The sequence below is a fragment of the Pseudomonas sp. RIT-PI-r genome, assembly GCF_001297015.1.
In the GTDB taxonomy this organism is placed as follows: Bacteria; Pseudomonadota; Gammaproteobacteria; order Pseudomonadales; family Pseudomonadaceae; genus Aquipseudomonas.
In genome coordinates this window covers 16,917-35,233 of sequence record NZ_LIGE01000033.1, presented here as the reverse complement: position 1 = coordinate 35,233, position 18,317 = coordinate 16,917, and the positions used below count along the sequence as shown (strand labels likewise).

The 18,317-nt window shown below is 59.1% G+C and carries 19 protein-coding genes; 16 read left to right on the top strand and 3 right to left on the bottom strand.

Annotated elements, in window-relative coordinates:
- Nucleotides 1-147: 147 nt before the first annotated feature.
- On the top strand, nucleotides 148-1,497 hold the full coding sequence (locus AK821_RS19660) for an NCS2 family permease (protein ID WP_064391199.1): 1,350 nt from the start codon (nucleotides 148-150) through the stop codon (nucleotides 1,495-1,497).
- A gap of 88 nt (nucleotides 1,498-1,585) precedes the next feature.
- On the top strand, nucleotides 1,586-2,212 hold the full coding sequence (locus AK821_RS19655) for a LysE family translocator (RefSeq protein WP_064391198.1): 627 nt from the start codon (nucleotides 1,586-1,588) through the stop codon (nucleotides 2,210-2,212).
- A 182-nt stretch (nucleotides 2,213-2,394) separates the two neighbouring features.
- Here the strand turns inward: AK821_RS19655 and uraH are convergent, their stop codons facing one another.
- Nucleotides 2,395-2,748 carry a hydroxyisourate hydrolase gene (gene uraH / locus AK821_RS19650; protein ID WP_008080901.1) on the bottom strand — a complete coding sequence of 118 codons (354 nt, stop codon included), beginning with the start codon at nucleotides 2,746-2,748 and terminating at the stop codon, nucleotides 2,395-2,397.
- A gap of 421 nt (nucleotides 2,749-3,169) precedes the next feature.
- On the opposite strand from uraH, the gene puuE reads away from it, so the two are divergent.
- The 8 genes from puuE to AK821_RS19605 all read left to right on the top strand — a co-directional run bounded on the left by puuE (nucleotide 3,170) and on the right by AK821_RS19605 (nucleotide 11,337).
- Nucleotides 3,170-4,096 carry an allantoinase PuuE gene (puuE, locus tag AK821_RS19640; RefSeq protein ID WP_064391196.1) on the top strand — a complete coding sequence of 309 codons (927 nt, stop codon included), beginning with the start codon at nucleotides 3,170-3,172 and terminating at the stop codon, nucleotides 4,094-4,096.
- Nucleotides 4,093-4,608 carry a 2-oxo-4-hydroxy-4-carboxy-5-ureidoimidazoline decarboxylase gene (gene uraD, locus AK821_RS19635; RefSeq protein WP_064391195.1) on the top strand — a complete coding sequence of 172 codons (516 nt, stop codon included), beginning with the start codon at nucleotides 4,093-4,095 and terminating at the stop codon, nucleotides 4,606-4,608. The genes puuE and uraD overlap by 4 nt, the downstream gene beginning before the upstream one ends.
- An 87-nt stretch (nucleotides 4,609-4,695) precedes the next feature.
- Nucleotides 4,696-5,691, top strand: coding sequence for an allantoicase (gene alc, locus AK821_RS19630; protein WP_064391194.1), 996 nt, complete (start codon nucleotides 4,696-4,698; stop codon nucleotides 5,689-5,691).
- A 141-nt stretch (nucleotides 5,692-5,832) separates the two neighbouring features.
- The gene (locus tag AK821_RS19625; RefSeq protein ID WP_034151759.1) at nucleotides 5,833-6,336 is read left to right on the top strand and encodes an ureidoglycolate lyase; all 504 of its coding nucleotides are present in this window, start codon (nucleotides 5,833-5,835) and stop codon (nucleotides 6,334-6,336) included.
- Between the two features lie 51 nt (nucleotides 6,337-6,387).
- Nucleotides 6,388-7,704 carry a urate hydroxylase PuuD gene (locus tag AK821_RS19620; protein ID WP_064391193.1) on the top strand — a complete coding sequence of 439 codons (1,317 nt, stop codon included), beginning with the start codon at nucleotides 6,388-6,390 and terminating at the stop codon, nucleotides 7,702-7,704.
- Nucleotides 7,705-7,870: 166 nt separating this feature from the next.
- Nucleotides 7,871-9,229 carry a nucleobase:cation symporter-2 family protein gene (locus AK821_RS19615; RefSeq protein WP_064391192.1) on the top strand — a complete coding sequence of 453 codons (1,359 nt, stop codon included), beginning with the start codon at nucleotides 7,871-7,873 and terminating at the stop codon, nucleotides 9,227-9,229.
- Nucleotides 9,230-9,392: 163 nt separating this feature from the next.
- Nucleotides 9,393-10,178, top strand: a complete 786-nt coding sequence (locus AK821_RS19610; protein ID WP_064391191.1) for an outer membrane protein OmpK — start codon at nucleotides 9,393-9,395, stop codon at nucleotides 10,176-10,178.
- 373 nt (nucleotides 10,179-10,551) lie between these two features.
- Nucleotides 10,552-11,337, top strand: coding sequence for an outer membrane protein OmpK (locus AK821_RS19605; RefSeq protein WP_064391190.1), 786 nt, complete (start codon nucleotides 10,552-10,554; stop codon nucleotides 11,335-11,337).
- 88 nt (nucleotides 11,338-11,425) lie between these two features.
- On the opposite strand, the gene AK821_RS19600 is transcribed toward AK821_RS19605, so the two are convergent.
- Together AK821_RS19600 and AK821_RS19595 are read right to left on the bottom strand one after the other, a co-directional pair.
- The gene (locus AK821_RS19600) at nucleotides 11,426-12,583 is read right to left on the bottom strand and encodes a patatin-like phospholipase family protein (RefSeq protein ID WP_064391189.1); all 1,158 of its coding nucleotides are present in this window, start codon (nucleotides 12,581-12,583) and stop codon (nucleotides 11,426-11,428) included.
- Nucleotides 12,584-12,618: 35 nt separating this feature from the next.
- Entirely contained in the window at nucleotides 12,619-13,551 is a 933-nt protein-coding gene (locus AK821_RS19595) for a lipid A biosynthesis lauroyl acyltransferase (protein WP_064391188.1), read from the bottom strand.
- A 117-nt stretch (nucleotides 13,552-13,668) separates the two neighbouring features.
- Here AK821_RS19595 and minC point away from each other — a divergent pair, with 117 nt between their 5' ends.
- The 6 genes from minC (at nucleotide 13,669) to AK821_RS30940 (ending at nucleotide 18,256) form a co-directional block, all read left to right on the top strand.
- A complete protein-coding gene (gene minC, locus AK821_RS19590) occupies nucleotides 13,669-14,406 on the top strand; it encodes a septum site-determining protein MinC (protein WP_064391243.1) in 738 nt (245 codons plus the stop codon).
- Between the two features lie 169 nt (nucleotides 14,407-14,575).
- A complete protein-coding gene (minD, locus tag AK821_RS19585) occupies nucleotides 14,576-15,388 on the top strand; it encodes a septum site-determining protein MinD (RefSeq protein WP_007913953.1) in 813 nt (270 codons plus the stop codon).
- Nucleotides 15,388-15,642 (top strand): cell division topological specificity factor MinE, encoded by a 255-nt coding sequence (gene minE, locus AK821_RS19580; protein WP_003223146.1) that lies wholly within the window; start codon nucleotides 15,388-15,390, stop codon nucleotides 15,640-15,642. The genes minD and minE overlap by 1 nt, the downstream gene beginning before the upstream one ends.
- Before the next feature lie 169 nt (nucleotides 15,643-15,811).
- Nucleotides 15,812-16,447, top strand: a complete 636-nt coding sequence (locus AK821_RS19575) for an RluA family pseudouridine synthase (protein ID WP_007960625.1) — start codon at nucleotides 15,812-15,814, stop codon at nucleotides 16,445-16,447.
- A 176-nt stretch (nucleotides 16,448-16,623) separates the two neighbouring features.
- Nucleotides 16,624-17,913 (top strand): M18 family aminopeptidase, encoded by a 1,290-nt coding sequence (locus AK821_RS19570; RefSeq protein WP_007919200.1) that lies wholly within the window; start codon nucleotides 16,624-16,626, stop codon nucleotides 17,911-17,913.
- Between the two features lie 166 nt (nucleotides 17,914-18,079).
- Nucleotides 18,080-18,256 (top strand): hypothetical protein, encoded by a 177-nt coding sequence (locus tag AK821_RS30940; RefSeq protein WP_163004785.1) that lies wholly within the window; start codon nucleotides 18,080-18,082, stop codon nucleotides 18,254-18,256.
- The last annotated feature ends 61 nt before the right edge of the window (nucleotides 18,257-18,317 follow it).

Sequence of the window (18,317 nt, the reverse complement as noted above, 5' to 3'; positions counted from 1 at the left end):
GCTTTATTTGTACACAAAAGCATAATCCACAGCGTGCGAGTTCCTGACCGCATGGTCAACAAATTCGCAAGTGCCTCAAAGGGCCGCTGCCACCCCTCATGGGTCCGGCCCTGGAAATAACAATAAAACTCTTGAGGAGTACTCGCTGTGGAAAGCCGCAAATCCGAAGCATCGCCGCTGGATCTCTCGCCACCGTTACGCAGTGGCTTGCTGGAACGTCTGTTCAAACTCAGCTTGCATGGCACCACGGTGAAGACCGAGCTGATTGCCGGTCTGACAACCTTCATCACCATGGCTTACATCATCTTCGTCAACCCGAACATCATGGCCGATGCCGGGATCGATCACGGTGCAGCCTTCGTCGCCACCTGTATCGCCGCTGCGCTGGGCTGCCTGTTGATGGGTCTGTACGCCAACTGGCCGGTGGGTCTGGCGCCGGGCATGGGCCTCAATGCGTTCTTCACCTACACCGTGGTCGGCACCATGGGCTACAACTGGGAAACCGCGCTCGGTGCGGTGTTTGTGTCCGGTGTGTTGTTCATGATCCTGACCTTCTCGCGGATTCGCGAGTGGCTGCTTAACAGTATTCCCGTCAGCCTGCGTTTTGCGATGGGTGCCGGTGTCGGCCTGTTCCTTGGCCTGATCGGTCTCAAAACTGCGGGCATCGTCGTCGATAGCCCGGCAACCCTGATCAAACTCGGTTCTCTGCGAGAACCCGGCCCGCTGCTCGCCGCCATCTGCTTCCTGATGATTGCGATCCTCAGCTACCACCGCGTGTTCGGCGCGATCCTGATCAGCATCATCACCGTGACGCTGGCGGGTTGGGGCCTCGGCCTCGTTCACTACGAAGGCATCATGTCCGCGCCGCCAAGTTTGGCACCGACCTGGATGGCGATGAACGTGGCTGGCGTATTCAACGTCAGCATGATCAGCGTGGTCCTGGCGTTCCTCTTTGTGCACATGTTCGATACCGCCGGCACCCTGATGGGCGTTGCCCAGCGCGCCAATCTGGTCAACGCTGACGGTCGTATCGAAAACCTTTCCCGCGCGATGAAAGCCGACAGTGCGTCCAGCGTTTTCGGTGCTGTGGTCGGTGTTCCACCTGTCACCAGCTATGTAGAAAGTGCCGCCGGTGTGGCCGCTGGTGGTCGGACTGGTCTTACCGCAGTGACCGTAGGTGTGCTATTTATAGCGGCAATGTTTTTCGCACCGCTGGCCGGCATGATTCCGGCTTACGCCACCGCCGGCGCACTGATCTACGTAGCGATGCTGATGATGGGCGGCATGGCCCACATCGAGTGGGACGAAGCCACTGATGCCATCCCGGCAATCGTCACCGCCATCATGATGCCGCTGACCTTCTCGGTCGCCGACGGTATCGCACTGGGCTTCATCACCTACGTGGCGCTGAAGGCCGGTACGGGCAAGTACAAGGAAATCTCCGTGAGCCTGTGGGTGCTCTGCGCGATCTTCATCGCCAAGTTCATCTTCCTGTAAGCGCTACGCGGTTCAGGCTTCAAAACGGCCTCACCCTCACGGGTGGGGCTTTTGTGCATTTTTCAGTACAACAAAAAGGAGGAAAATGATGAGTCTGGAAACCTGGTTGCTGTTCAGCGGCGCTGCATTGGTGGTGATCCTCATTCCGGGGCCACTGTCGCTGCTGATGATCAGCAACAGTCTGAACTTCGGTCTGCGCCGGTCGTACCCGGCGTTTCTCGGTGGCGTGATTGCATCGATCTGTTTGCTCAGTGCGTCGGCATTGGGGCTTGGCGCCCTGCTACTGGCATCTGAGCAGTTGTTCAGCGCGCTGAAAATCGTTGGTGCGCTGTATCTGTTCTATCTCGCCTGGCAGAGCTGGCAGCAATCGCGTCAGCCGTCGGTGGGCGCAGAAGTGCCTCAGGCTGCACCGACACCGCGCTTTCGTACGCTGTTCGGGCGCGCGTTTGTGTTGGGCGCGAGCAATCCGAAAGACATCCTCTTCTTTGCTGCGTTTCTGCCGCAGTTTCTCAGTGCGCAGCAGCCGTTCCTGCCGCAGTTGTTGATCATGATTGCGACGTGGGTGGTGCTCGATCTGTGCTGCAAACTGGCGTACGGGCTGGGTGCGCATGGCGCGGCGCGGTATTTGCGCAGTGGCAAGGGGCAGAGTTGGTTCAACCGGGTAAGTGCCGGGTTGTTCAGTGGTGCGGGTGCTGCGTCCCTGTTGAGCCGTTAAGAGCAAAAGATCGCAGCCTGCGGCAGCTCCTACATGGGATTGCACGTCAATCTGTAGGAGCTGCCGCAGGCTGCGATCTTTTGACTTTAAGACAGGCAAAAAAAAGCCCGCAGTGTGAGCGGGCGAAAGACCAAAGAAGCTATATGCGCAGTCGCTTCCCGGTGGGGGCAGCTGCTTGGGGGTCAGCTGCCCCGGTACGTGGAGTAGCTGTAAGGCGAAATCAGCAAAGGCACGTGGTAGTGATCCTGTTCGGCAGAGATGCCGAAGCGCAGCACAACCACGTCCAGAAATGCCGGTTCCGGCAACTGCACGCCACGGGCGCGGTAGTAATCGCCCGCGTGGAACTGAACCTGATAAACGCCGGTTCGATAGTCATCGCCTTGCAGCAGCGGTGCATCGACCCGGCCATCGCTGTTGGTGACGGCACTGGCGACCAATTCCAGTTGCGAACCTTCAACGCGGTACAGCTCGACCTTGATCGAACTGCCCGGGCAACCGTGTGCAGCGTCCAAAACGTGTGTTGTCAAACGTCCCATTGATTCTGCGCGCCTGCCTGCGTGGAAGCAGTCAGACCTCGCGCCTCCCGAAGTCAGTTGAAAAGGAGACCGCACCGATTCGGAGCACGAAAAGCTGCGGCGAGCGATTGATTAAGACACTTTTCAAAAAAATTGTACACAATAAAAACGACATTTTTTCCTGTACCCCCGCTATCCGGGCCTTTACCCCCGATCTGCCAGCACAGTGCCTGAACATTGAACTTTCAATCCATTAGCTGACTGATCAGGCAGGTTTCTTGCAGGCTCACGCCATTAACAGCAAAAGATGACAGTCGGTGAAAAATGCGAAAATTCAGGCTTACAAATTGCGATTAAAGTTGTATACAATCAGCCCATCGCTGTGACGCAAGCCTGCCAGGCCGCCACACCCATCTGTCAACGAACAAGAAGGAAGACTGCAGTGAGCGCTGACTACCCACGCGACCTGATCGGTTACGGCAGTAACCCTCCTCACCCACACTGGCCGGGCAATGCCCGCATCGCCCTGTCCTTCGTGCTCAATTACGAAGAAGGCGGCGAGCGCAACATTCTGCACGGCGACAAAGAATCCGAAGCGTTCCTGTCTGAAATGGTTGCTGCTCAGCCGCTGCAAGGCGCGCGCAACATGAGCATGGAATCGCTTTACGAGTATGGCAGCCGTGCCGGCGTCTGGCGGATCCTGAAACTGTTCAAGGAATTCGACATCCCGTTGACCATCTTCGCCGTCGCCATGGCCGCTCAGCGCCACCCGGATGTGATCCGTGCGATGGTCGATGCCGGCCACGAGATCTGCAGCCACGGTTACCGCTGGATCGACTACCAGTACATGGACGAAGCGCAGGAACGCGAGCACATGCTCGAAGCGATCCGCATCCTCACCGAAATCACCGGCGAGCGCCCACTGGGCTGGTATACCGGCCGCACCGGGCCGAACACCCGTCGCCTGGTCATGGAAGAAGGTGGTTTCCTCTACGACTGCGACACCTACGACGACGACCTGCCCTACTGGGAACCGAACAACCCGACCGGCAAGCCGCATCTGGTGATCCCGTACACCCTCGACACCAACGATATGCGCTTCACGCAAGTGCAAGGTTTCAACAAGGGTGACGACTTCTTCGAATACCTCAAAGACGCGTTCGACGTGCTCTACGCCGAAGGCGCTGACGCACCGAAAATGCTCTCGATCGGTCTGCACTGCCGCCTGATCGGCCGTCCGGGTCGCATCGCCTCGCTCAAACGCTTTATCGAATACGCCAAAAGTCATGAACAGGTGTGGTTCAGCCGTCGCGTCGACATCGCGCGTCACTGGCACGAAACCCAGCCGTACCAAGGGGCCGCCCAATGAGCCGCTTTCAAACCCTGCAACCGTCGACCCTGAGCCGCGACGCTTTCGTCAACGCTTTCGCCGACATCTACGAACATTCGCCATGGGTAGCCGAGAAGGCCTATGACCTGGGCGCGGACGCTTCGATCGACGAGATCGAAACCCTGCACCAGCGCATGAGCGACATCCTGTTGAGCGCCGATCACGCCAGTCAACTGGCACTGATCAACGCTCACCCGGACCTGGCCGGCAAAGCGGCCGTCCAGGGCCAACTGACCGAAGCCAGCACTAATGAACAAGCTGGCGCCGGTATTCACCAATGCACGGCCGAAGAGTTCCAGCGCTTCACCGAGCTGAACGACGCCTACAAAGCCAAGTTCAAGTTTCCCTTCATCATGGCGGTAAAAGGCAGCAACCGGCATCAGATCCTCGCGGCGTTCGAAACGCGCATTCACAACTCGCAAGACACCGAGTTCAAATGCGCGCTGGCGGAGATCAACAAGATCGCCCTGTTCCGTTTACTGACTCTTTAGCAAGCCTGGCCCGAGCATGTCAGACGCGGAGAATGCCCAGGGCCTCGCAAGCATCCCCAGCCACTTATTTAAAGGCAGACAAGAAGAATGAAAGCTTACGCCGTACCTTTCGAAAAATTCGTCAACCTGGCCGATGCCCGTCTGGGCACCAAAATCATCTCGGTCACCGATGACTGGTTCGCAGACGCCAATCGTCTGTTCCAACCGACCCCGGCCGTATGGAAGGAGGGCGTGTTCGATGACAACGGCAAGTGGATGGACGGCTGGGAATCGCGCCGCAAGCGCTTCGAAGGCTTCGACAGCGCAGTGATCCGTCTGGGCGTACCGGGCTCGATCAAAGGCGTGGACATCGACACTTCATTCTTCACCGGCAACTTCCCGCCATCGGCCTCTCTGGAAGCGTGCTTCCTGGCCTCGGGCGAGCCTGACGAAAACACCCAGTGGACTGAAGTGCTGTCGGCCGTCGAGCTGCAGGGCAACAGCCACCACTACCACGAAATCAGCAACGACCAAGCGTTCAGCCACCTGCGCTTCAACATCTACCCGGACGGTGGTGTGGCCCGTCTGCGCGTGTACGGCATTCCGTTCCGCGACTGGTCGGCGGGTGGCGACAACGAGCAAGTCGATCTGGCAGCAGCCCTCAATGGGGGCCGCGCCCTCGCCTGCTCCGACGAACACTTCGGCCGCATGAGCAACATCCTCAACCCGGGCCGCGGCATCAACATGGGCGACGGCTGGGAAACTGCACGTCGCCGCACGCCGGGCAATGACTGGGTGATCGTCGCGCTGGGTCATCCGGGCGAGATCGAGAAGATCGTCGTCGACACCCTGCACTTCAAAGGCAACTACCCGGACACTTGCTCGATCCAGGGCGCTTTCGTGAAAGGCGGTACTGACAGCCAGATCGAAACCCAGTCGCTGTTCTGGCGTGAACTGCTGCCAAGCCAGAAGCTGGAAATGCACGCCGAACACACCTTCGTCGAGCAGATAAAGGCACTGGGCCCGATCACCCACATCCGCCTGAACGTGTTCCCGGACGGTGGTGTGAGCCGCCTGCGCGTTCTCGGCAAGGTCGCTAAATAACACCGCAATGATCGTTCCCACGCTCTGCGTGGGAACGCATCACTGGACGCTCTGCGTCCGTTCTGGATGTGACGCGGAGCGTCACGGGCTGCATTTCCACGCGGAGCGTGGGAACGATCACTCAACGAAAAGAAGAACAGCATGCGCACACTAACGATTGAACCGCTGAGCAAAGAAGCCTTCGCCCCTTTCGGTGACGTCATCGAAACCGACGGCAGCGATCACTTCATGATCAACAACGGTTCGACCATGCGCTTCCACAAACTGGCGACGGTCGAAACCGCTCAGCCTGAGGACAACGCGATCATCAGCATCTTCCGCGCCGACGCGCAGGACATGCCGTTGACCGTTTGCATGCTGGAACGCCATCCGCTGGGCAGCCAGGCTTTCATACCGCTGCTCGGCAACCCCTTTCTGATCGTGGTCGCGCCAGTTGGCGATGAACCTGTATCAGGCTTGGTCCGCGCCTTCGTCACCAACGGCAGGCAGGGCATCAATTACCATCGCGGCGTTTGGCACCATCCGGTGCTGACGATCGAAAAGCGGGATGACTTCCTGGTGGTTGATCGCAGTGGCACAGGCAATAACTGCGATGAGCATTTTTTCAAAGAGGATGAGCGTTTGATCCTCGCCCCCCACCAATAAGAGAAGGTCTGATCACTCGACAACAAGAGTGACAGGCGAGAGGTAAAGACTGTGGAAGCACATCTGTTGGAATGGCTGAACCTGAGCGTGCGCTGGGTTCACATGATTACTGGCGTGGCCTGGATCGGCGCGTCGTTCTACTTCGTCTGGCTGGAGAACAACCTCAACCGCGTCAACCCGAAAACCGGTCTGGCCGGTGACCTGTGGGCGATCCACGGTGGCGGTATCTATCACCTGGAAAAATACAAACTGGCCCCGCCGGCAATGCCGGAGAACCTGCACTGGTTCAAATGGGAAGCCTACTTCACCTGGATGTCGGGTATTGCGCTGCTGTGCGTGGTGTTCTACTCCAACCCAACGCTCTACCTGCTGGCTCCGGGCAGCACACTGAGCGGCCCTGAAGGCGTGGCCATCGGTATCGGCTCGCTGTTCCTCGGCTGGTTCATCTACTCCTTCCTCTGTGATTCGGCCTTGGGCAAACGCCCTGCTCTGCTCGGCTTCATTCTGTTCGTGCTGATCATCGGCGCGGCGTATGGCTTCAGCAAAGTGTTCAGCGGTCGTGGTGCGTACCTGCACGTTGGCGCGATCATCGGCACCATCATGGTCGGTAACGTGTTCCGCATCATCATGCCGGCGCAGCGTGCACTGGTGGCGGCGATTGCCGAGAACCGCACGCCGGATCCGGCGCTGCCGGCCAAAGGCTTGCTGCGTTCGCGTCACAACAACTACTTCACCCTGCCGGTGCTGTTCATCATGATCAGCAACCACTTCCCGAGCACCTATGGCAGCCAGTACAACTGGTTGATCCTGGCCGGGATTGCAGTGTTGGCGGTGTTGGTGCGTCACTACTTCAACACCCGTCACGACAGCCACAAGTTTGCCTGGACCCTGCCAGTGGCAGCGGTAGGCATGATCACGCTGGCGTACGTCACCGGCCCAACGCCGATGTCGACCGCTCCGGAAGTGGCCAAGGCGCCAGCCAAAATCGAGTACCAACCGCTGCCGGAGACGGCACTGGGCGGTGGCGCGAAACCGGCTGAAGCGGCGGCACCTGCTGCACCCGCAGACGCACCTGCAGCAGCGCCGGCGCAAGCCTCCAACGCAGGTCCGGCCTTCGACAAAGTGCACAACGTGATTCAAGAACGCTGCGCAGTTTGCCACTCGGCCAAACCGACCAGTCCGTTGTTCAGCGCAGCTCCGGCGGGTGTGATGCTCGACACCCCTGAGCAGATCCGTCAGAACGCGGCGCGCATCCAGGCGCAAGCCATCACCACGCAGATCATGCCACTGGGCAACATCACGCAGATGACCCAGCAGGAACGTGACCTGATCGGTGCATGGATCGCCCAGGGAGCACAGACCAACTAAGCAACAAAGCTTCGCGAGCAGGCTCGCTCCCACAGAGATCGCGCATTTCCTGTGGGAGCGAGCCTGCTCGCGAATCGCCTTAGCGCGGTTTTACCTGATGCAAAGAAACAGCTGTGAGCAACCCGGCAGCTGTTAATCACAAGAATAAAAAGATCCGAGGTGTTGCATGTCCGAGCTGTCCAAAGCGCGCATCCCCGACGCACCCGCCATTCAGCGATTGCCCCTTTTGCAACTGATCCTGGTCGGTTTGCAACATGTTCTGCTGATGTACGGTGGCGCCATCGCGGTGCCGCTGATCATTGGACAGGCCGCTGGCCTGAGTCGTGAAGAAATTGCCTTCCTGATCAACGCCGACCTGCTGGTCGCCGGTGTCGCCACCATCGTGCAGTCCATGGGCATTGGTCCGATGGGCATTCGCATGCCGGTGATGATGGGCGCCAGTTTTGCCGCAGTCGGCAGCATGGTCGCCATGGCTGGCATGCCCGGTATCGGCCTGCAAGGGATCTTCGGCGCAACGATCGCCGCCGGTTTCTTCGGCATGCTCATCGCGCCGTTCATGTCCAAGGTCGTACGCTTCTTCCCGCCCCTGGTGACCGGCACGGTCATCACCTCGATCGGTTTGTCGCTGTTCCCCGTGGCCGTGAATTGGGCCGGTGGCGGTGCCGCCGCCGCACAATTCGGCTCACCGATTTATCTGGCCATCGCCGCGCTGGTGTTGGGCACCATTCTGCTGATCCACCGCTTCATGCGCGGTTTCTGGGTCAACATCTCCGTACTGATCGGCATGTGCATCGGCTACGTGCTGTGCGGCGCGATCGGCATGGTCGATCTGAGCGGCATGGCCAACGCGCCATGGATTCAGTTCGTCACCCCGCTGCATTTCGGCATGCCGAAATTCGAACTGGCGCCGATCCTGTCGATGTGTCTGGTGGTGGTGATCATCTTCGTCGAGTCCACCGGTATGTTCCTCGCGCTGGGCAAAATCACCGATCAGGAAGTCTGCCCGCGCATGCTGCGTCGCGGTTTGCTGTGTGATGCCGGCGCCTCGTTTGTCGCCGGTTTCTTCAACACCTTCACCCACTCCTCGTTCGCGCAGAACATCGGTCTGGTGCAGATGACCGGCGTGCGCTGCCGTTCGGTGACCATCGTTGCCGGTGGTTTGCTGATCGTCCTGAGCCTGCTGCCGAAAGCGGCATTCCTCGTCGCCTCGATTCCGCCAGCCGTACTGGGTGGCGCGGCGATTGCGATGTTCGGCATGGTCGCGGCGACCGGGATCAAGATTTTGCAGGAAGCCGACATCGGCGACCGTCGCAACCAGTTGCTGGTCGCGGTGAGCATCGGCATGGGCCTGATCCCGGTGGTTCGCCCGGAATTCTTCGCGCATCTGCCGCTGTGGATGAGCCCGATTACCCACAGTGGCATCGCCATGGCAACGCTCAGCGCGCTGACGCTGAACCTGCTGTTCAACATTCTCGGCGGTAAAGAGCGCGCAGCGATCAACGACTGCCACGCACACCAGCACTGACAGCAACACCGATGCCCCCCTGTAGGAGTGAGCCTGCTCGCGATAGCGTTTTTTCAGTCAACTGATGTGTTGAATGTCACACCGCGATCGCGAGCAGGCTCACTCCTACAAAGGGTAAAAAAAGCTCTGCGCCTCAAACAATAAAAACAAGAGGGAGCAATAGATGATTCGTACACAGACAAATGTACTGTTGAGCGGCGGCCTGCTGGCCGCGAGTCAGGCCATGGCCGGCGATCTCCTGCTGTGGCAGACCAATAGCCTCAGCTATCTGTACGGCAAGAATTTCGCGATCAACCCGTCGATCCAGCAAACGCTCACCTTCGAGCACGCCGACAAGTGGAAATACGGCGACAACTTCCTGTTCGTCGACAAGATCTTCTACAACGGCAAAGAAGATGCGAACAAAGGCCCGCACGCCTTCTACGGCGAATTCACCCCGCGCTTCTCCTTCGGCAAGATCTTCGACCAGAAGCTCGAATTCGGCCCGATCAAAGACGTCTTGCTCGCCATGACCTACGAATACGGTGAAGGCGACAGTGAGGCCTACCTGATCGGCCCCGGCTTCGACCTCAAGGTGCCCGGCTTCAACTACGTCACCCTGAACATTTTCCGCCGCCAGACCGAAGGCCCGCGTCCCGGCGACGGCGTCTGGCAGATCACCCCCGGCTGGTCGTACAGCTTTCCCCTGGGCAATTCCGATGTGCTGATCGACGGCTACCTCGACTGGGTCGTCGACAACGACGAGAACGCGCGTGGCACCTATCACGCCAACCTGCACATCAACCCACAGATCAAATATGACCTCGGCAAAGCCCTGGGCTGGAGCCAGAAGCAGTTGTATGTCGGCACCGAATACAGCTACTGGAAGAACAAGTACGGTGTCGAAAATACGCACAACTTCGACACCAATCAGAACACCGCCAGCCTGCTGGTGAAGGTGCACTTTTAAGATGGCCCGCAACCGTGCCCCATACCTGTCGTCGGTGCTCTGTTGCGGGGCACTTGAGAGCTGGCCGAGGAGTCAGTATTCTCCGCGGCCTCTTGAATTCGGTCTAAAAAAAAGCCCGGATTTAATTCCTGACCGACAGGCCAACTTATCCCGGCCCCGGTCAGTACCGAGGCATCCCGAAAACACGCTCAATCGACTGTTTTTCAGCAGCCGACGGGCGTTTTTTTGCTTTTCGAAAAGCCTTGGCCCAGCTCTTGCTAACAGCATGAAAGCTGACCAATCGGATGACTTTTGCAGCAACGAAAAAAGGCGCCACACCAGAGCGCCGATCTTAAAAAAATAAACGTGGAACACCTACTTTGGGAGCAACCGAATGAAACGTATGTGCACCAGCCTGATGCTTGCGGGATCAATGTTAGCCGGGGGCCAGGCCATGGCCGAAGGCCTGCTGCAATGGCAGAACAACAGCCTGACCTACCTCTATGGCAAGGACTTCCAGGTCAACCCGCGCATCCAGCAGACCGTCACCTTCGAACACGCCGATGCGTGGACGTACGGCGACAACTTCTTCTTCATCGACAAGATCTTCTACAACGGTGACAAGGACTTCAACAACGGTCCGAACACCTATTACGGCGAGTTCCAGCCACGCATCTCGCTGGGCAAGGTGCTCAACCAGAAGATCGAATTCGGCCCGATCAAAGACGTTCTGCTGGCGATGACCTACGAGTTCGGCGAAGGTGATACCGAGTCCTACCTGATCGGCCCTGGCTTCGACCTGGCCATCCCGGGCTTCGACTACTTCCAGTTGAACTTCTACCAGCGCCACACCGAAGGTTCGCGTGCCGGTGACAACGTCTGGCAGATCACCCCGGTCTGGTCCTACACCATTCCCGTGGGCAACTCGAACATCCTGATCGACGGCTACATGGACTGGGTGACCGACAACGATTCCAACTCCAAAGGCGATTACCACGCCAACCTGCACTTCAACCCACAGGTCAAATACGACCTGGGCAAGGCGCTGAGTTTTGGCGAGAAGCAGTTGTATGTCGGTGTTGAATACGACTACTGGAAAGACAAGTACGGCATCGACGACACCGGTGCCTTCAAGACCAATCAGAGCGTGACCAACTTCCTGGTGAAGTTCCACTTCTGATAAAAATCAAAAGATCGCAGGCTTCGCCAGCTCCTACAGGGATAGCGCATTCCAATGTAGGAGCTGCCGCAGGCTGCGATCTTTTGCTTTAAAATGGCAATCCCAAAAACCGGCACAACTCCTCGCGCTTGGCCAACGCATCGCGCCGTCCGAGATCAATCAACTCGCTGCAATAACCCGCCTCGAACAGCAAATACCCCACCCCCCCCGCCCCACTGGTCTTGGTCGCCCCCGGTCCGCGCGGAAACAAACGCAACGCCGCCGGCAATTCCTGACGATGCCGCGCCGCGATCTCGTCGATCGGCTGACTCGGCGAAATCACCAAGACGTCCACCGGCGCCACACCCAGCTCGCGGGTCGGCGTGCCAGCAGGCATCAGATGGCTGAACTGGTTGAGACGCTGCAGCAACTCGATATCGCTCTCCAGACTGTCAATGAACGTGCTGTTGAGCATGTGCCCGCCGATCTGCGCGAGTGTCGGTTGCTGCCCCGTGTAAGTGCGCTCCAGCGGCTGCTGCGGATCAAAGCCGCGCGGGTTGCCACTGACACCCACCACCAGCACGCGACTGGCGCCCAGGTGCAACGCCGGACTGATCGGCGCTGATTGCCGCACCGCGCCGTCACCGAAATATTCATCACCGATCTTCACCGGCGCAAACAGCAACGGAATCGCCGAACTGGCCAGCAAGTGATCGACCGACAATTGCGTCGGCACGCCAATGCGCCGATGGCGCAGCCACGAATCAATCGTGCCGCCCCCTTGATAGAACGTCACCGCTTGCCCCGATTCATACCCGAACGCGGTCACCGCCACTGCGTGCAATTGCTTGCGCGCGATGGATTCGGCGATGCCGGGCATGTGCAGCTTTTCATTGAGCAGTTCGCGCAGCGGCGAACTGTTGAGCAACGCGACCGGCATTTGTCGCCCCATACCGAGCAGGCTGTGGCTGACAAAACGACTGGCCTGGTGAATAACGCCGGACCAGTCGCTGCGCAACACCCGGTGGCTGCGAAAGCCCTGCCAGAACAGCGTCAGCCGTTCGATGGCGGCGCGAAAATCGGTGGCACCGCTGGCGAGGCTCACCGCGTTGATCGCGCCTGCGGAAGTGCCGACGATCACCGGAAACGGATTGTCCGCGCCCACCGGCAACAATTCGGCAATCGCGGCCAGCACGCCCACCTGATACGCCGCCCGAGCCCCGCCGCCGGAAAGAATCAAACCTGTGACCGGTTCAGCTGGGCTCATCGCAACACTCCATGGTGCTCAAGGGGATCGATCAATCAACCACGTTTGGCGTACAGCTTCGGCTCGCCGGGTGGCCGGCTCTTGAAGCGTCGATGCGCCCACAGATATTGCTCCGGGCAATCGCGCAAAACGCCTTCGACCCACTGGTTGATGCGGATGCAGTCAGCTTCTTCGGTCTCGCCCGGGAAATCCTCCAGCGGCGGATGCACGACCAGACGATAGCCGCTGCCGTCGGCCAGACGCTCCTGCGTGAACGGCACCACCAGTGCTTTACCCAAACGGGCAAATTTGGTGGTCGCGGTCACGGTCGCGGCCTGAATGCCGAACAGCGGCACGAAGATACTTTGCTTGGCGCCGTAATCCTGATCCGGCGCGTACCAGATCGCCCGACCGGAACGCAGCAATTTGAGCATGCCGCGCACGTCGTCACGTTCCACCGCCAGCGAATCGAGATTGTGCCGCTCGCGGCCCTGACGCTGGATGAAGTCGAACAACGGGTTTTTGTGTTCGCGGTACATGCCGTCGATGGTGTGCTGTTGGCCGAGCAACGCTGCGCCGATCTCCAGGGTGGTGAAATGCACTGCCATCAGAATCACGCCTTTGCCTTCGCGCTGGGCTTTTTGCAAATGCTCAAGGCCTTCCACATGGGCCAGCTTCGCCAGGCGCTCACGCGACCACCACCAGCTCATCGCCATTTCAAAAAACGCGATACCGGTGGAGGCGAAGTTTTCCTTGAGCAGGCGTTTGCGTTCGGCGGCGGATTTTTCCGGGAAGCACAGTTCAAGATTGCGCTTGGCGATGCGCCGTCGGTCGCCAGCGAGGCGATACATCAACGCACCCAAAACTCGACCGATGGTCAGCAAGGCCGGATACGGCAGCTGCACGATCAGCCATAAAAGCCCCAAGCCGCACCAGAGCGGCCAGAAGCGCGGAGCAAGAAATGCTTTTCGAAAACGCGGGCGATCCATTAAAGCTTCCGTAAATACAGTGGCCGCGCATTCTACATCGTTCGACCCGGCTTGCGGCCTGCGGGCGTTCTCGTTATAAGTCTCGGCACTTTTAGTGACAAGCCGTTGTATGCCGACATGAGCAAAACCGAACCGTTAGACCAAGATCCCGTGTTCCAGTTGAAGGGCAGCATGCTGGCCATTACCGTGCTGGAACTGGCCCGTAACGACCTCGACAGCCTCGATCGGCAATTGGCCGCCAAAGTTGCGCAGGCGCCGAATTTCTTCAGCAACGCGCCGCTGGTTCTGGCGCTGGACAAATTGCCGCCGGGCGAAGGCGCTGTCGATCTGCCGGGCCTGATGCGCGTGTGCCGTCAACATGGCCTGCGCACCCTGGCGATTCGCGCCAGCCGCATCGAAGACATCGCCGCCGCCATCGCCATCGACATCCCGGTGTTGCCGCCCTCCGGCGCCCGCGAACGACCGCTGGAAATGGCCGAAGCCGAAGTCAAAAAGAAGCCGGAAAAGCCGCCTGAACCGACCGTCAAACAGACCCGCGTCATCACCACGCCAGTACGTGGTGGCCAACAGATATATGCCCAGGGTGGCGATTTGGTGGTGGTGTCTTCGGTCAGTCCGGGGGCGGAACTTCTCGCCGATGGCAACATCCATGTATACGGCCCGATGCGTGGTCGGGCGCTGGCCGGCGTGAAGGGTGATACCAAGGCACGGATTTTCTGTCAGCAATTGAGCGCTGAACTGATCTCCATCGCCGGTCATTACAAGGTTTCCGAAGATTTGCGTCGCGACCCAATGTGGGGCTCGGGCGTACAGGTCAGCCTGTCGGGCGACGTGTTGAACATCATTCGGCTTTAACGGATACTGCCGCATTTTCCAAGCATCTCTAAAACGTAGCGAAAACGGCTCAAACGAAGTAGGAAAAAGGCCTAAAGCCAAATTCCAGCCAAGGCTGTCCGACTGCAGTAGTTTTCAAGAGATGTTTTTCAGGGGCTAAAAAGTCCTTCTTCCTTAGGGGTGAAACACCTTGGCCAAGATTCTCGTGGTTACATCCGGCAAGGGTGGTGTGGGTAAGACCACCACCAGCGCCGCTATCGGTACCGGTCTCGCTCTGCGCGGCCACAAAACAGTGATCGTCGACTTCGACGTGGGCTTGCGTAACCTTGACCTGATCATGGGTTGCGAGCGCCGCGTGGTGTATGACTTCGTCAACGTGGTCAACGGCGAAGCCAACCTGCAACAGGCACTGATCAAAGACAAGCGCCTGGAAAACCTCTACGTACTGGCCGCCAGTCAGACCCGCGACAAAGACGCGCTGACCGTCGAAGGCGTGGAAAAAGTCCTGATGGAGCTCAAGGAACAATTCGAGTTCGTCGTCTGCGACTCCCCGGCAGGCATCGAGAAAGGTGCGCACCTGGCCATGTACTTCGCTGACGAAGCGATCGTCGTGACCAACCCGGAAGTGTCCTCGGTACGAGATTCGGACCGTATGCTCGGCCTGCTGGCGAGCAAATCGCGTCGCGCCGAACGTGGCGAAGACCCGATCAAGGAACACCTGTTGATCACCCGCTACCATCCAGAGCGTGTTGAAAAAGGCGAGATGCTGGGCGTTGAAGACGTCAAGGAAATCCTCTCGGTCACCCTGCTCGGCGTGATCCCGGAATCCCAGGCGGTGCTCAAGGCATCCAACCAGGGCGTCCCGGTGATTCTCGACGACCAGAGCGATGCCGGTCAGGCTTACAGCGATACCGTCGACCGCTTGCTGGGCAAAGAAAAAGCCCACCGTTTCCTCGATGTCGAGAAGAAGGGATTCTTCGAGCGCCTGTTTGGAGGTAGGTAATGAACCTTTTTGACTTCTTTCGTGCCAACAAAAAGCCAAGTACCGCCTCGGTAGCGAAAGAGCGTCTACAGATCATCGTGGCGCATGAGCGCGGCCAGCGCAGCACGCCGGATTACTTGCCAGCCTTGCAGAAGGAACTGGTCGACGTGATCCGCAAGTACGTCAACATCGGCAACGACGACGTACATGTTGCACTGGAAAGCCAGGGCAGTTGCTCGATTCTGGAACTCAACATCACCCTGCCTGATCGCTGAGTCGATTTGGCAGTCGCTACGGCGGCTCGGACTATTGATGCTTGTGTAGGAGCTGCCGAAGGCTGCGATCTTTTGATCTTCAACGTCAAAAGATCGCAGCCTTCGGCAGCTCCTACAGGGTTATCAGCAGTTCCGAGCCGCCGTTGGCATTTGTTACGAGGCTGTTTTAATGCCGTTGTCCAACATCCGCATCATCCATCAGGACGCCGCCGTACTGGTGGTCGACAAACCGACGTTGCTGCTCTCGGTGCCCGGTCGCGCCGACGACAACAAGGATTGCCTGATTACCCGTTTGCAGGAAAACGGCTACCCGGAAGCGCGCATCGTCCATCGTCTGGACTGGGAAACCTCCGGCATCATTCTGCTCGCGCGTGACGCCGACACTCACCGCGAACTGTCGCGCCAGTTTCACGACCGTGAAACAGAGAAGGCCTACACTGCCCTGGCTTGGGGTCAACCGGAACTGGACAGCGGCAGCATCGACTTGCCCCTGCGCTACGATCCGCCGACCAAACCGCGTCACGTGGTCGATCACGAATTCGGCAAACATGCGCTGACCTTCTGGCGCGTGCTCGAACGTTGCGGCGACTGGTGCCGCGTCGAGCTGACACCGATCACCGGGCGTTCGCACCAGTTACGCGTGCACATGCTGTCGATCGGGCATCCGCTGCTGGGTGACGGGCTCTATGCCCATGAACAAGCCCTCGCAGCCTGGCCACGGCTGTGCCTGCACGCGAGCATGCTCAGCTTCACCCACCCGCAAACCGGCGAACGCCTGCGTTTCGAGTGCCCCGCCCCGTTCTGACCGACACCGTAGCCCCTTGTAGGAGTGAGCCTGCTCGCGATAGCGGTGTGTCATTCAAGTAAGTCTTGTCTGACATACCGCTATCGCGAGCAGGCTCACTCCTACACGGATCCGGTGCAGATTCAATTCCCCGGCCGATGCGTTAAACTCCCGCCCATTGCTGTCTGGAGTTTCTTATGCGCGAAGAGTTGAACCAAGGCCTGATCGACTTCCTCAAGGCCTCCCCTACCCCGTTCCACGCCACCGCCAGTCTTGTTCAGCGTCTGGAGGCTGCCGGTTTCGTGCGCCTCGACGAGCGTGAGCCATGGACCACCGAGCCGAACGGCCGCTATTACGTCACCCGCAACGACTCCTCGATTGTCGCGATCAAAATGGGCCGCACTTCGCCCCTGCACGGCGGTATCCGCCTGGTCGGCGCGCACACCGACAGCCCGTGCCTGCGGGTCAAGCCGCAACCGGAACTGCAGCGTCAAGGCTTCTGGCAACTGGGCGTTGAAGTCTACGGCGGCGCGCTGCTGGCACCGTGGTTCGACCGCGATCTGTCGCTGGCCGGCCGCGTGACCTTCCGCCGCGACGGCAAGGTCGAGAGCCAGTTGATCGACTTCAAGGCACCGATCGCGATCATTCCCAACCTGGCCATTCACCTTAACCGTGAAGCCAATCAAGGCTGGGCGATCAATGCGCAGACCGAACTGCCGCCGATCCTCGCGCAATTCGCCGGCGACGAGCGCGTCGATTTCCGCGCTGTGCTCACCGATCAACTGGCCCGCGAACACGGCTTGAATGCCGACGTCGTGCTGGATTACGAGTTGAGTTTCTACGATACGCAAAGTGCCGCCGTCATCGGTTTGAATGGCGACTTCATTGCCGGCGCGCGCCTCGACAACCTGCTGTCGTGCTACGCCGGTCTGCAAGCATTGCTGACTGCCGAAACCGACGAAACCTGCGTGCTGGTGTGCAACGACCACGAAGAAGTCGGCTCCTGCTCGGCTTGCGGTGCCGACGGCCCGATGCTCGAACAAACCCTGCGCCGCCTGCTGCCGGAAGGTGATGAATTCGTCCGCACCATCCAGAAGTCCCTGCTGGTCTCGGCCGACAACGCCCACGGCGTGCACCCCAACTATGCAGAAAAGCACGACGCCAACCACGGCCCGAAACTCAATGCCGGCCCGGTGATCAAGGTCAACAGCAACCAGCGCTACGCCACCAACAGCGAAACCGCCGGCTTCTTCCGCCATCTGTGCATGGCCGAAGAAGTCCCTGTGCAAAGTTTCGTGGTGCGCAGCGACATGGGCTGTGGCTCGACCATCGGCCCGATCACCGCCAGCCACCTGGGCGTGCGCACCGTCGACATCGGCCTGCCGACCTTCGCCATGCACTCGATCCGCGAACTGTGCGGCAGCCATGACCTGGCACACCTGGTCAAAGTGCTGAGCGCGTTCTACGCCTGCCGCGAGTTGCCTTAACCATTCGGGACCACTTGTTCGCTGTAGGAGCTGCCGAAGGCTGCGATCTTTTGATCTTGAAAACAAAATCAAAAGATCGCAGCCTGCGGCAACTCCTACTCAGATCAATACCGGCCGGCAGAAACCGACCTAGACTTACATCATTCATTTCGACAAGGCAGTCCCCATGATCTCGATGTCTTCGTTTCACGCCATGCTCATTCCGATTCTGAGCGGAATGATCCTGCTGGCCATCGGCTTCAACTTCCGCGACAAGAACGCCGGTGTGTTCGCCATGTGGATCGGCATGCTCACGATCCTCGCCACCGTGGTGTACAAGATCCTCGCCAAACTCAACGAATAAATCCGCGCCCGGCTCGCATTGACGGGGTTGGCCTCGTACACTCCAGCGAATCCGCCCCTTG